The 13,998-nt window shown below is 63.9% G+C and carries 13 protein-coding genes; 1 reads left to right on the top strand and 12 read right to left on the bottom strand.

Annotated features, from left to right (window positions below; all coding sequences use genetic code 11):
* Positions 1-47 precede the first annotated feature (47 nt).
* Together JHL16_RS25365 and JHL16_RS25360 are read right to left on the bottom strand one after the other, a co-directional pair.
* Positions 48-1,490 (bottom strand): amidase, encoded by a 1,443-nt coding sequence (locus tag JHL16_RS25365; RefSeq protein WP_200187688.1) that lies wholly within the window; start codon positions 1,488-1,490, stop codon positions 48-50.
* Between the two features lie 181 nt (positions 1,491-1,671).
* Complete coding sequence (locus JHL16_RS25360) at positions 1,672-2,052, bottom strand: ectoine synthase (RefSeq protein ID WP_200187687.1); 381 nt, start codon at positions 2,050-2,052, stop codon at positions 1,672-1,674.
* Between the two features lie 129 nt (positions 2,053-2,181).
* Between JHL16_RS25360 and JHL16_RS25355 the strand changes: the two genes are divergently transcribed.
* Positions 2,182-3,075, top strand: coding sequence for a LysR substrate-binding domain-containing protein (locus JHL16_RS25355; RefSeq protein ID WP_200187686.1), 894 nt, complete (start codon positions 2,182-2,184; stop codon positions 3,073-3,075).
* Here the strand turns inward: JHL16_RS25355 and JHL16_RS25350 are convergent.
* The 10 genes from JHL16_RS25350 to JHL16_RS25305 form a co-directional block, all read right to left on the bottom strand.
* Positions 3,054-3,905 carry an ABC transporter permease gene (locus JHL16_RS25350; RefSeq protein WP_200187685.1) on the bottom strand — a complete coding sequence of 284 codons (852 nt, stop codon included), beginning with the start codon at positions 3,903-3,905 and terminating at the stop codon, positions 3,054-3,056. The two genes, JHL16_RS25355 and JHL16_RS25350, sit on opposite strands and share 22 nt — an antisense overlap.
* Positions 3,902-4,846: an ABC transporter permease gene (locus JHL16_RS25345; protein ID WP_200187684.1), complete on the bottom strand. Its 945-nt coding sequence runs from the start codon at positions 4,844-4,846 to the stop codon at positions 3,902-3,904. Before JHL16_RS25345 ends, JHL16_RS25350 begins: the two co-directional genes overlap by 4 nt.
* A gap of 60 nt (positions 4,847-4,906) precedes the next feature.
* Positions 4,907-6,469, bottom strand: a complete 1,563-nt coding sequence (locus tag JHL16_RS25340; RefSeq protein WP_200187683.1) for an ABC transporter substrate-binding protein — start codon at positions 6,467-6,469, stop codon at positions 4,907-4,909.
* A 2-nt stretch (positions 6,470-6,471) separates the two neighbouring features.
* Positions 6,472-7,476 (bottom strand): ABC transporter ATP-binding protein, encoded by a 1,005-nt coding sequence (locus JHL16_RS25335; RefSeq protein WP_200187682.1) that lies wholly within the window; start codon positions 7,474-7,476, stop codon positions 6,472-6,474.
* Positions 7,473-8,495 carry an ABC transporter ATP-binding protein gene (locus JHL16_RS25330; protein ID WP_200187681.1) on the bottom strand — a complete coding sequence of 341 codons (1,023 nt, stop codon included), beginning with the start codon at positions 8,493-8,495 and terminating at the stop codon, positions 7,473-7,475. The genes JHL16_RS25335 and JHL16_RS25330 overlap by 4 nt, the downstream gene beginning before the upstream one ends.
* 19 nt (positions 8,496-8,514) lie before the next feature.
* Positions 8,515-9,558 carry a succinylglutamate desuccinylase/aspartoacylase family protein gene (locus JHL16_RS25325; protein ID WP_200187680.1) on the bottom strand — a complete coding sequence of 348 codons (1,044 nt, stop codon included), beginning with the start codon at positions 9,556-9,558 and terminating at the stop codon, positions 8,515-8,517.
* Positions 9,559-9,644: 86 nt separating this feature from the next.
* Positions 9,645-10,781, bottom strand: coding sequence for a mandelate racemase/muconate lactonizing enzyme family protein (locus tag JHL16_RS25320; protein WP_200187679.1), 1,137 nt, complete (start codon positions 10,779-10,781; stop codon positions 9,645-9,647).
* A gap of 45 nt (positions 10,782-10,826) precedes the next feature.
* On the bottom strand, positions 10,827-11,558 hold the full coding sequence (locus JHL16_RS25315) for a GntR family transcriptional regulator (protein ID WP_200187678.1): 732 nt from the start codon (positions 11,556-11,558) through the stop codon (positions 10,827-10,829).
* 135 nt (positions 11,559-11,693) lie between these two features.
* Positions 11,694-12,320 (bottom strand): ParB-like protein, encoded by a 627-nt coding sequence (locus JHL16_RS25310; protein ID WP_200187677.1) that lies wholly within the window; start codon positions 12,318-12,320, stop codon positions 11,694-11,696.
* A 5-nt stretch (positions 12,321-12,325) separates the two neighbouring features.
* Positions 12,326-13,996: a SulP family inorganic anion transporter gene (locus JHL16_RS25305; RefSeq protein ID WP_200187676.1), complete on the bottom strand. Its 1,671-nt coding sequence runs from the start codon at positions 13,994-13,996 to the stop codon at positions 12,326-12,328.
* Positions 13,997-13,998: the final 2 nt, after the last annotated feature.

Genomic DNA, 13,998 nt, shown 5'->3' with positions numbered 1-13,998 from the left:
ATCTTATGCGCGGGCCATCAGGATGTCATCGACCACTTCAGGTTGTTTTACCTGGCGACATGGACGGGTGGCCGTTTGTCACGCCAGGGAAGCGCCTGCTCGAAGAGGCTTGCGACCTGGAACAGCGTCGTCTCATTGGCAAATCGCGCGGCGAACTGCACGCCGACCGGCAGGCCGGTGGATGTCCAATGCACCGGCAGCGAAATCGCCGGATGACCACTGGTGTTGAACACCGCCATAAAGGAATCGATGGCGTTCATCTCCTCGCTCCATCGTGCCGCATCGACCGGGCCGGGCGGATCGCAGCGCACCGCGCCAATCAAAGGCGCCGCCGACATGCAGGTGGGCGTGACGAAGAGATCATAAGTCTCGAAGAAGGCACCGACCGACTGGTTGAGCGCGTTGAAGACTTCGAGGGCCGTGTAGAGATCCGCCGCGGTGACGGTCTTGCCATATTCATAGATGGCGAAAGTCGTTGTCTGCAGCGTGTCAGGGCCGGGCTTGCGTCCCAACATCGCGCCCAGAGCATCGAAAGCCACCGTCGCGCCGGAGCTCCAAATGTCGAGCGTCGCCTTGGCGAAAGACGGGTGATCATAAGCGGGCTTTGCTTCCTCGATCATGTGTCCTTCCTGCTCAAGTAGGCGAACGGTTTTTTCGACGCCGTCGACCGCATCCTTGTCCGCCTTGACGCCCGTCCAGGCAGTCGTCGCATAGGCGACGCGCAGCTTCTTCCTCGGTGGCGTGAGCGCGCTGACATAAGCCTGTTCCGGCCGCTGCAGCCCATAGGCATCGCCGGGCTTCCAGCCCTGCGTCAGATCGAGCACCAGCGCGCTGTCGCGGACGCTGCGGGTGACGACGAAGCTTACCGCAAGGCCGGCGACGGGATCGGCGGGATAAAGGCCCGGCGAGAGCCGGTTGCGCGTCGGCTTCAAGCCGACGAGGCCGCAATGCGCGGCTGGACTGCGGATCGAGCCGCCGCCATCGCTGGCGGTCGCGATCGGTACGGCACCGGCGGCGACCATGGCGCAGGACCCGCCGCTCGACCCGCCGGGTGTGCGCTGCAGATCCCACGGATTGCGCGTGACGCCGGCGATTCTACTTTCGGTAATCGAGGCGAGGCCGAATTCGGGGCAGGTCGTGCGGCCGAGGTTGTTGAGGCCGGCGCGCCTCAGGCCCGCCACCACAACTGAATCCTCCGTGGCGACATTGCCGCGCAGCAACTCGCAGCCCATCTCGAAAGTAGTGTCGGCCTCGGATTCGAGATCCTTATTGAGCATTGGGACGCCGCTGAGCGCGCCCTCCGGATGACGCTCGGAGGACAGGTTCTCGAGACGGCCGGGAAAGGTCTCGATGACCGCATTGAGCTCGCCATTGACGGACGTGATCGCCTTGAGCGCGGTTTCGGCCAGTTCCTTTGCCGTCACCTCGCCGCGTTTCACCAGGAAGGCCAGCTCCGTCGCATCCTTACTGCTGTATTCCGAGAGGCTCATGGTTGATCCGGTCTGTGCAAATGCTGAAGGGATGGCGCTCATGCCAGGAAGTGCGGCGGAGAAACCGAGCCCGCAAGCCGATTTCACGAAGGAGCGCCGGTTGAGACGGTCTGGCGATGCACTAGTGGAATTCGCGCTATTGTCCATAGTCTTGTCTCCTCCCGCATTATCGAGGTTGCTTTCAATAGGCCGAGCTTTCTCCAGGGCGCAGGCTGTGGCGCTCATGGCCCTGGATCGGCGGGTTAAAAATTGAAACAAGGCGCAGATCGGTCTTCGCCCGGAGATAATGCTTGTCGTTTTTGTCGAGCGCATAGATGACGCCCGGCTTGATGACATGGCGATTGCCGTCCATGTCCTCGATCTCGCCTTCGCCCGATAGGCAGTAGCAAGCTTCGAAATGGTTCTTGTATTCGAGCAGCGACTGGGTGCCGGCGAGCACCAGCGTATCGGCGACGGCGAAGCCCATGCCGTCCTTGGCGAGCAGCAGTCGGCGGCTCTGGCCGTTGCCCCAGGCCACGTCATGGTCGCTGCCCGCGATATCCTCGAAAGACCGCACGATCATCTGTTTTCTCCTGCTTTAAAATGTTAGAATTTCCGAATAGCGAGAGCGCCTCGATAACGTGAAGAATGGTTGAATATTGCCGAATTCACAAGTGATCAGTTCTAACAGACCTGTAAAGTGGAGTAACATATGGATCTGCCACCGCTGACCGCGCTCAGGGCCTTCGAGGCGGCCGCCCGCTGGTCGAGCCTGTCGCGGGCGGGGGACGAGTTGCATGTGACCCACGCCGCGATCAGCCATCAGATCAAGCATCTCGAAACCTGGCTCGGCCGGCGCCTGATGCAACGCTCTGGCCGCGGTGTGGCGCTCACCCCGGCGGGCATCGAATTTTATCGGGTCGTGACCGGGGCGCTTGCGGCCATCGCCAGCGCCGCCGCCAATATGCGCCGGACCCATGATGCGCGCTCGATCACGGTCGGCTGTATTCCCTCGATCGCGGCGCGCTGGCTGGTTCCGGCGCTGCCGGCCTTCACGGCGGATCACCCCGAGATCAATCTGCGCATCGTTTATGCGCGGGCGGAGGAACAGTTCGACACCGAGGCGCTCGACGTGCTGATCACGCTGGGTGAGGATCGCTCGCCCGGCATCGAAAGCCGTCTGCTCTTCTCACGGGTCAACAAGCCGGTTGCGAGCCCCTTCTATCTCGAGAAGCATCCGGGCTTGCGCAAATCCAGCGACATCGCCAAGGCCGATCTCCTGCATGACGAGAAGGTCGACTATTGGCTCGACTGGTTCAGGAAGGCGCAAACACCTCCGCCGCGACGGCCGCGCGGTCCCATCTTTCAGGATTTCAACATGCTGGCGACCGCGGTGATCGCCGGGCACGGCGTGGCGCTCTGTCCGATCGAAGTATTCCGGCATGAGATCCAGCGGGGCGACCTCGAGGTCATCTCCGACATCTCGACGCTCGATGATCAGGGCTATTTCATCATTTCACGCGCGGGACAGAGCCGTGCGGTCGCGGACTTCATCAACTGGTTCACGGCGCAATGTGCAGCCGTTCACTTGTCGCTGCGATCGTAGTAGTCGCTGAGCCCGTCGCCGAGCAGGTTGAGGCCGAGGATGATCGCCGACACGGTGAGACCGACGGTGATGGCGAGCGAGGGCTGGATGGCGAGAAAATTCTGTGCCTCGCGCAGCATCGAGCCGAAGGAGGGATAAGGCGGCTGGACGCCGAGCCCCAGGAAGGAGAGGGCGGCCTCCCACATGATCGCCTGGGCGCCGTCGAAGCTCGCGATGATGATGAGTGGCCCGACCATATTGGGCAGGACTTCACTGGCGAGGATGCGCATCTCGCCCATTCCCAAACCGCGCGCCGCCTGGATGAATTCGCGCTCGCGCAATTGAATGGCGACGCCGCGCGCCACCCGGGCGAAGTCGGGCACCGCCGCGAGACCGACCGCGATCATCGCATTGGTGAGCGAGGGGCTGAGAAGCGCCACGATGACGATGGCGACCAGCACGGTCGGGAAGCCTTGCAGGATTTCGATGACGCGCGAGAGCACGAGATCGGTCAGCCCGCCGATGCCGCCGGCGACGAGACCGAACAACGTGCCGAGCACGCCACCGGTCAGCACGACGATCAGGAAGGCTTGCGCCGCGATACCGGCCGAGCCGAGGAGCCGGCTCAGCACATCGCGGCCGAGCGCATCGGTGCCGAGCCAATAGGTGGCATTGGGCGGCTGCAGAGCCTGGCCGAGATTGGTGTCCGTCATCGAATGAGGGGCGAGCCAGGGACCCAGCAGCGCCGCAATGAGAAACAAGGCGACGAGAAGTGCGGCCACGGGCGATCGCCGGAGGATGTAAGCGACGGCGCCGCGTTGCGGCCGGGCAGGTGCGGAAATCTCAGTCATCTGGTGCGGATCCGGGGATCGATCAGCGAATAAGCGAGATCGATGAGAAGATTGACGACGACATAGCCGGTGGCGGCGAGGAGCACGACGCCCTGGATGACCGGATAGTCGCGGTTGAGCACGGCGTTCATGCCGAGACGCCCGAGGCCGGGAATGGAGAAGATGATCTCGATCACGATGGCGCCCGAAATCAGGACGCCGAGCTGCAGGCCGATATAGGTGATGGTCGGGATGAGCGTATTGGGCGCCACATGCTGGAGCAGGATGCGCCATGCACCCGCCCCTTTGGCGCGCGCCGTGTCGATATAATCCTCGCGCAGCACATTGGCGGCCGTTACCCGCACGAAGCGCACCAGCGACGGAATGAGATAGATGGCGAGCGTTAGGACGGGCAGGATCATGGCGCGCAGGTTACCCGAGACGCTGCGCGTCATGGGCACATAACCGCCCGACGGCAGGAGCTTGAAGGTCATCGAGAACACTACGATGAGCAGGAGGCCGACCCAGAAGCCGGGAACGGAAATGCCGAGCGTGACGAGGCCTGACAGCGGGCGCGTCCACCAGCGGTCGCGGTTCTGGGCGAGGATGAGGCCCATCGGGATTGCGATGACGACGGCGAGGGCGAGGCTCAAGGCCGCGAGCTCGAGTGTCGGCGGCAGAGCGGCGAGAACCAGGTCGTTGACCGGCTTGAAGCTGAGATTGGAGGTGCCGAGATTGCCCTGCAGCATCTCCTTGAGCCAGATGGCGTAGCGGATGGGCAGGGGCTTATCGAGCCCCATCTGCTCGGTGACGGCGGCGATGCGTTCCGGCGTCGCGAGATTGCCGAGCAGCACCGCGGCTGGATTACCGGGCGCCAGAGCGGTCGCAAAGAAAGCGAGCGCGCTCACGCAGAAGAGCGTCACCACACCACCGAGAATGCGCACCAGGAGATAGATTGCCATATTCCTTGCCCGAAGTCGGCGCCGGTTTGAAACCGGCGCCGCAGTTTGGGAGAGACGTCGCTAGAGCGCGATCTTCTTGTAATCGTCGATGCCGCTCGGCCCGATGACCAGCGACTTCGTCGCCTCGCTGCCGAGGAAGAACAGTGGCAGGTGGTCGATGGTGATCTGCGGCATCTCTTCGAGCAGCAGCTTCTGCAGCTCCTGATAGAGCTCGACCTGTTTTTTGGGATCGATCTCGGCCGCCGCCTTGCCGACGAGATCGGCATAACCCGGCGGATTCCACAGCGAGACATTGGCGGTAGGCGCCAGATTGGGCGAGTTGAACATGCTCGCCGGATCTTCCGGCCCGGTATTGTAGTTGTTGGTGGTGAGGTCGTAATCGGGCTTGGTCAGGATGCGGTCGATCCACACGGTGATCTCGAGCTCGCGCACCGTCACCTTGTGGCCGATGCGGTTGAGATTGTCCTGCAGGACCAGCGCCATCGACTTCAAGGAATCGAAGCCGGTCGGCGTGAGGATTTCCATCGTCAGCGGCTTGTCCTTGCTGAAGCCCGCTTCGGCGAGAAGAGCCGCCGCCTTGTCGAGATCGAAAGGATATTGCTCGGCCGAACCCGGCAGATAGGTCGCCATTTCAGGCGGTACCGGATTGATGGTCGGCCGCGCGAAGCCGAACCAGATCGACTTGGTATAGGCCGCACGGTCGAAGGCGAAGGCCAGCGCCTGGCGCACGCGCTTGTCGTCGAAGGGCGCCCGCTTGGTGTTGATGTTGAAATTCTCGTAGAGCACATAAGGCTTGGTCTGGATGACCTCGATGCCGGCGCTCGACTGGGCCTGGATGACGTCCTTGCCTTCGACGAGGGCCACCATCTGCAGGCTGCCGTCCTGAAGACCGGCGAGGCGGGCTTGCGAGTCCGGCACGATGCGCCATTCGATCGCCGCGACCTTGGGCGGATCGCGATGGCCGTCATATTTTTCCACCCGGATGCGGTCGCCCGGCGCCCAGTTGGCGAATTTGAACGGACCGGTGCCGACGGGCGCGGTGGTGATCGTGCCGATCGAGGCTTCGTTGACGATCTGGATCACCGCCAGATTGGCGAGCAGCCCCGGCACTGTATGGGCGAGAGTCAAAACGACGGTCTTATCGTCCTTGGCTTCGGCCTTGGAAATGGCGGTGAGCTGCGGCGCGAACGGGCTGCCGACCTTGGCATCCTGCACGCGGGTGATCGAATAGACGACATCGGCGGCCGTGAAGGGCGAGCCATTGTGCCAGGTGACGCCGGACTTCAGATTGAAAGTCCAGGTCAGGCCGTCATCCGACTTCTGCCAGCTGTCGGCCAGCATCGGATCGGCGCTGAGCGTCTCCGGATTGATGAAGACGAGCGCCTCGAACACCGTCGAGCGGATGGTGTGGCGGAACACGTCGAGCGGCGACATCTGCGGGTCGAGCGTCTTGATGTCGCTCGATATGCCGACGACGAGATCGCCGCCTTCGGCGAGTGCAGCCGTCGTCAGGCCGAAGCTGCCGGTCATGGTGGCGAATGCCGAGCCGCCGAGGAGCTTGAGAAACTGCGCGCGGTTCATCACCGCGGCGCCGGCAAGTCCAGTTTTCGTTGGTTTAGTCACGTCTACCTCCCTGTGCTTTCTTGCTTTGCGAGTGGAAAATGACAGGCGACCAGACGGCCGCCGGCCTGGGTTGAAAGTGTGGGTTCGCTGCCGGCGCAAACCGCTTGCGCATAGGGGCAGCGTGTGTGGAAGCGGCAGCCCTTGGGGGGCGCCAGGGGACTGGGGATGTCGCCCTCGAGCACGATCTCCTTGCGCGTCAGATGCGCATCGGGATCGGGCATCGGAATCGCCGAGAGCAGCGCTTCCGAATAAGGATGGAGGGGCGCGGCATAGAACTGATCGGCAGGCGCCAGCTCGACGAGCCGGCCCAGATACATGACGCCGACGCGGTCCGAGACATGCCGGATGACGCCCAGATCATGCGAGATGAAGATGACCGTCAGCCCGAACTCGGCCTGCAGGTCTTTGAGCAGGTTGAGAATGTCGGCCTGCACCGAGACGTCGAGCGCCGAAACCGGCTCGTCGGCGACGATCAGCCTCGGGCCAACGGCAAGCGCGCGGGCGATGCCGACGCGCTGGCGCTGGCCGCCTGACAATTCGCGCGGCCGGCGGTCCATGAATTGCGGGGCGAGGCCGACACGTTCTAGAAGCCGGGCGATTTCTGCCTGACGATCGCCGCGCGAGATGGACGCATCGCGCAGATCGAGCGCCGCACCGATGATCTGGCTGATCCGCTTGCGCGGATTGAGGCTGGCGAAAGGATCCTGGAAGATGAGCTGGATCTGCCGGCGGAGCGGCCGCAAGGACCGGGTTGGTCGATGCGTGATGTCCTCGCCGTCGAATTCGAGCTTGCCCTGATCCGGCTCAACGAGGCGCACGATGCAGCGCGCCAGCGTGGACTTGCCGCAGCCGGATTCACCGACAAGTCCCAGCGTCTCGCCTGCCGCGACATCGAAGGATACGTCATCTACCGCATGGACCTGACCACGCCGGCCGCCGAGCCAGCCACCCTTGACGGCGAAATATTTGCGCAAGGCCGCGACGCGGACGAGGGGCGTGCCGCTCATGCCTGTGCCCCCTCTTGGAGACGGCGCAGGGTTTGATTTTTCACCTCAGGTGTCAGCCAGCAGCGGTCGAGATGATCCGTTTCGGCGCCCGACGCCTTGAGCGGTGGAAGATTGCGGCATTGCCCGAGCGCGAAATCGCAGCGCGGCAGGAAGGCGCAGCCTTGCGGACGGCCTTCGCTGAGGATCGGCGGCACGCCCCGGATCGAGGGCAGACGTTCGCCGCGCACCCGGTTGGCGGCGGGGATGGAGGCGAGCAGGCCGGCCGTATAGGGATGCTGCGGAGTGCGGAAGAGGGCGCGCACCGCGCCGATCTCGACGCAGCGCCCAGCATACATCACCATCACCCGGTCGGCGATCTCGGCCACGATGCCGAGATCATGGGTGATCAGGATGAGGCCCATCCCATAATCGACTTTTAGCTTCTTGATGAGGGTCAGGATCTGCTTCTGGGTGGTGACGTCGAGTGCCGTCGTCGGCTCATCGGCGATGAGGAGCGAGGGCGAGCAGGCGAGCGCCATGGCGATCATGGCGCGCTGGCGCATGCCGCCCGAAAACTGATGCGGATAGTCGTCGATCCGCGTTTCCGGATTGGGAATCCCGACTTGCCGCAAAAGCTCGACCGTACGGCGCCGGATCTCCGTCGACGAGTGTTTGCCATGCAGCGTCAGCACCTCGCCGATCTGCCGCCCGATGCGGTGCAGCGGATTGAGCGAGGTCATCGGATCCTGGAAGATCATCGCGATGCCGGCGCCCTGCACCTGGCGCAGTTCATCGGCGCCGAGCCGCATCAGATCGCGCCCTTCGAAATGGATCTCGCCCGAAAGACTGAAACGCGGATCATGCCGGGTGAGGCCGATGATCGAGCGCGCCGTCACCGTCTTGCCGCAGCCCGACTCGCCGACGATGCACAGGACCTCGCCCTTGCCGACGGCGAGGGATACGTCGTCGACCAGCACGGCATCGCGTCCGCCGGCGAGGCGGACGGTGAGATTGCGGATATCGATCAGCGCCTCAGACATGCGAGGAGCTTCCTCTTATTCAACCGGCTGCGAGTTTGTCGTCGTAATCTGTCATGAGGACCGCGACCGGGTCACCGCGCGTCAGGCGCCCGGGTCCCGCCGCCATCCACACCACGCCGTCGCGTGGATAAGGCACTTCGATCGAGGGACGATCGACATCCTCGACGAAATGCAGCCAGCCGGCCGGATCGCCGGCCTTCACCGTGTCGCCGACCACATTGGTGGGCTCGAACAGCGCGCTCGCCGGCGAGAAGGCGTAGCAGGCCTGGTCGCGCACCATCATATGGCGCGTCGCGGCCGAGCCGTCGCGCTGGCGCGTATCGGGTTTGCCTTCGATGACGCCGAAATGCTTGAGGATGTTGTCGACACCGCGCCGTGCGATGCGCACGCCCTCGACATTGACGCGGCCCCAGCCGCCGAGCTCGGTGCCGAGCGAGATGATTTGGCGCCGCTCGACGCAGGAGGTGAAGGTGGCGCCTTCATCGACGCCCCAGAACACGGTGTTGAACGGGGCGCCGAAAGCCGCCGCCGCCGCCATGGTCTTCTGCCGGCGCTCGGGATCGGCGAGATAATGCATGTTGGTCGACAGAGCGGAATCGAAGGAATGCCCGGCCGTGTGCATGTCGAGCGACACATCGGCGAAGGGCAGCACATTGCTGTCGAGGAAATGCGCCAGCATCTCCGAGAAGGTGCCGCGCGGATTGCCGGGAAAGCAGCGATTCATGTCGCGGTTGTCGACCGGGCTGAGCCGCGTATCGTTGAGGACGGCCGGCATATTGAAGGCGGGGATCAGGATCACGCGGCCCTGGATACGCGCCGGATCGAGCGTCTGGGCAAGCCGCGTTATGGCGATCGGGCCTTCATATTCATCGCCATGGATGCCGCCGGTGATGAGGATGGTGGGGCCGGAACCGTTCTTGAAGGAATAGATCGGGATCTCGACGACGCCCCAGCCGGAATTATTGCGCGACAACGGAGCTCTGAGCACGCCCGCCTGCCGGCCGGCTTTGTCGAAGTCGATCGGATTGGTGATCCGCGACCGCTCCAGCTTCACGTCACTCATTATCTATCCTCCCAGGCACCTTTTTGATTGATTTCCGCATACGGTATACTGAATGTCAAGATGACTTTACCCCACGGGGGCTTACGTCACCCGAGAATCGCATCGGCATTGCGCGTCAGCTCGTGCACAGCGGCGCGATCGAGGCTGATGCCGAGGCCCGGCGCATCGGGAATGGCGAGCATGCCGTCCTGGTCGAGCTTCCACCCGCCTTCTGTGATGTCGTCGACATAGGGCGAGCCGCCGATATATTCGACGAGCTCGGCGGTGGGGATCGCCGCGGCTAGCTGCAGATCGGCGGCGAGGCCGACCGCGGTATTCCAGCCATGGCCGATATATTGAATACCGAACTCGTTGGCCATGCGGGCGATCTGGATCTGCTCCGATATGCCGCCGACCTTGGTGACATCCGGCTGCACGATATCGAGGGCACGGTTCTCGAACCACGGCAGATAGTTCTGCCGGCGGGTGATACATTCGCCCGTCGCAATTGGAACCGGACTGCGCTGCCGCAATTGCTTGAAATCTTCCATCGCATCCGGGACCAGTGCTTCCTCGAACCAGCGCACGTCATAGTCCTTGAGCATCTGCGCGGCATTGACGGCCCAGTTGAGACCGTTGGGCCAGAAGGCGTCGCTCGCCCCGGCATCGACCATCAACAGGCAATCATCACCCGCACCTTCGCGCGCCGCGCGCACGATGTCCTCATCGAGCTTGGTGCTGCCGCGGCGGCCGAACGGACCCCAGCCGATCTTGATGGCGCGGAAGCCTTGCGCGCGATAGAGGGCAGTGCGCTCGCGCATCAGATCCGGCATTTCCATGAGGATCGAGGCATAGGCCTTGACCTTGTCGCGATAACGTCCACCGAGCAGGCGGCCGATCGGCTGGCCCGTCACCTTGCCGAAAATATCCCAGAGCGCGATGTCGATGCCGGAGATCGCATGGGTCAGGCTGCCGCCACGCCCCATCCAGAAGGTGTTCTGGTGCAGCTTCTCGCTGACCCGCATCGGCTCGATGCTTTCGCCGATCAGGAGGGGGCGCAGCACGCCGAGCGCCGCTTCGACGAGGCGCGCGTCGGTGAAGACGCTGCCGATGCCGACATGGCCTTCATCGGTTTTGATGATGACCAGGGCATGGACGGAATCGTCCGGCTGGATTTCGTTGCTCCATCCGCCCTTGGGCGATTTGCCGAACAGGCCAAGGCAGTCGACGGAGTGGATCTTCATGTAGGCGTCCTGTTCTTTGTTTTGTGAGACGGGCCGAGGCGTCGATCAGCTCTTGAGCGTGCGGGTCCGGCTGGCGGGATCGGTGAAATGCTTCTTCAGCACATCGTCGATGTCATTGGGCGCGCCATTGCGGATGAAGTCGATGAGCTGCTCATGCAGCTTGACCTCGCCGGTCCGATCCTTGGCGGTGGTCCAGTCGCGGCAGAAGATGATCAGCATGTGCTGGGCGAGACCTTCCCAGATCTTGGCGGCGAGCACATTGCCGGAATGTTTGGCGACGGCGCGGTGGAAATCGAGGTCGATCGAGCCCAGCAATACCGGATCGCCCGAGCCCGACAATTCGCGCATCTGGCCGATAATGGCCTCGAGTTCGGCGATGAGCTGGGCGCGGCCGCGGCTCGAGCGCATGACATGCTGGAAGATGATCTTTTCGATGGCGAAGCGCAGCTCGAACAATTCGGCGATCCGCTCCTCGCCGTAATCGGTGACGCGCAGGCCGCGTTGCTCGCTTTCGACCAGGATGCCGCGCAGAAGGAGCTTCTGCATCGCCTCGCGGGCGGGAACGCGGCTGACATTGAGAGCCTGGGCGAGCTCGGCCTCGGTGATGCGCTCGCCGGCCGCCTTGTCGCCCATGGCGATGGCCATGATGAGGCGCTCTTCGACCTCATCCGCGGTCGTCTTGCTGCGCTCGATGGGGGAAAGCGGTGAGGCCGACGCACCCGGAATCCAGCCTTTGACCGGACTCTTGCGTGGACGCGCCTTCGATTGTGTCACCATGCTCTGCGTGCTCTTAATGAGGCGGCCTGACATGGCCCCCGCTCGTTGGTTAGCCTTAGCATACGGTATACTATAGTCAATGGAGTCCTGAGAGACCCTTGGTAACTCTCCGGATGGAAGCTGAATTCCCCTTATTCAATCATCGGTCACAGGCCCGCACCAGCCCGGCAGATAGCTGGCTGCCGGCTTGCGGGCGAAGGCCAGCGCCTGCTTGAGCGCGCGCTCGAAATTTTTCTCGACCGCGGCTTGCTTGATATGGCGGCGCAGGAAATCCGCCCACAGGAACTCGCTGAAAGGGGCGGTATCCTTGGCATAGCCGCCGACGCGGCGCAACGCGCCGGCGAGCGAGCGATAGGGGTCGTCGATGAGCCCGGCGATCGAGGCGGGAATGTCGCCATAGCCGCAGCGCTTGCCGGTCGCATCGAAAGGATGTATCAGGCCGCGATTGTCGAGCACCACCCAGAAGGCGTCCTTCGCCAGATGGCTGAAATCGGCGACCATCGTCGTCAGCACATGCTCGACGCCTTCCTGATGCAGCGCCAACGCCAAGTGATGGTGATCGATCACATAGGGCCGGTTCTTCGGCCCCATGACGATCGGGATCATATGGCGGCCGAGAAACTCCGAGGCACGCTTGCCATGCTCGCGGCGCCAGCGTCGGCGCTTGTCGGAGACTTCACGCATGCCGACGGTGATCTGGGTCGGCCGCAGATCGAGGATCCGGGTCGGCTTGACATAGGGATCGTGATTTTGGCTTTGCATGACCGTCATCCTTTGGATGCGAGCGTTCGCACCGCCTCTTCGGCGCTGTGCAGGAGGTGGTCGGAGCCGAGTTCGGAGAGGACGCCGAAGCGTTCGAGGGCCGATTGCGCCCGCACCGATTCGAGCCGGGTGATGGCGAAGCGGATCCCCGCCGCCTTGCAGTGATTGACGACACCGATCAGCGCCTGCGCGGCGGTGAAGTCGATATCGGCGATGCCGCTTGCCTCGAGCACGACCAGGCGCGGCGGTGGCTGATGCGCGTCGATGGCGGCGATCATACCGGTCTTGAACGTTTCGGCATTGGCGAAGAGAAGCGGCGCCTGGAAGCCGATGACGGCGACGCCGTCCACGGTTTCGCCCGGCCGCTCCTTGCCCGCCGGCCACCACACGGTCGTGCCGGAAATCCGGTGAAGCTCGATCGGATGCGTATGGGTCGTCATCCACACGCCATGCAATAGCGACAGGCCGATGCCGATGGCGACGCCCGCTTCGATCGGCAACAGGACGATGGCGATGGCGGTGAGCGCCACCAGCACGAATTCGAGCGGTGCCTCACGCGCGATCCTGAGCATCGCACCGAGGCGGAAGATGCGCTGCGCCACGAAGAGCAGAACGCCGGCAAGCGCCGCCTGCGGCACCTGAGCGAGGAGTGCGCCGCCCCACAAAGCGAGTGCCAGCACGATGAAAGCGGCGACCAGAGCCCCCAATTGCGAGGTCCCGCCCGCTTCCGCCACCACGGCGGTGCGCGGCGGACTGGCATTGATGGGAAAGGCGCCGCCCAGCGCCGCCAGGAGATTGCCGGCGCCCATCCCGATGAAGTCGCGATTGGTGTCCGACGCCTGCCGCTCAGGTCCCGGAAAGGAATGGATCACCGCCGCGGTCTGCATCATGACGATGAGCGTGAGGATCAGGGCCAGCGGCAGCAATTGGCGGAGATCGTCGAGATCGGGCAGGATCGGCTGCGGCAGGCCGCCCGGGAGGACGCCGAGCACCGCGACGCCCTTGGCTTCGAGCCCGAGCAGGACCACGGCCAGGGTGGCGAGGACCAGGCCGATCAGAGCGCCCGGAATGCGCATGTCGATGCGTTCGGCGATGAGAATGGTGAGGCAGACGCCGAGCCCGATCGCCGTCGTGAAGGGATTGATCGCGCCGAGCTGATGCAGGATCGCCAGCACGTGGGCCGGCAGGTTTTCGCCTGCGGCGGCAATGCCGAAAAGGCCTGGCAGCTGCGAAACAACGATATGGACCGCGATGCCGGCGAGAAACCCGGTGATGATCGGCGTCGACAGGAGATTGGCCACCCAGCCGAGCCGGAGGCAGCCGGCGAGGATGAGCATGAGACCGACGAGCAGGGCCAGTGCCACCGCGGCGGCCGCGAGCGACGTGCCCCCGCCTGCCGCCAGCAAGGCAAGCGTTCCGGCGAAAATTGGCGTGATGGTCGAATCGGCGCCGACGGTGAGCACCCGGCTCGCGCCCAGGGCCGCGAAGCCGAGTGTCGCGCCGATGAAGGCGTAGAAGCCCGTCTGCGGCTCGAAGCCACCGAGACGCGCGGTCGCCATCTGCTCGGGGATGGTGATGGCGGCGAGCGTCAGCCCGACCAGGATATCGCGGCCGGCGAAGGCGAAACGCCAGCCCCGGAAGGAGCCGAACAGGCGCGGGGATGGCGGGCCACTCACGG

Source organism: Taklimakanibacter albus (assembly GCF_016595235.1).
GTDB lineage: Bacteria > Pseudomonadota > Alphaproteobacteria > Rhizobiales > Aestuariivirgaceae > Taklimakanibacter > Taklimakanibacter albus.
The sequence above is the reverse complement of the archived record's forward strand: the minus strand, read 5'-3'. Positions and strand labels throughout refer to the sequence as shown.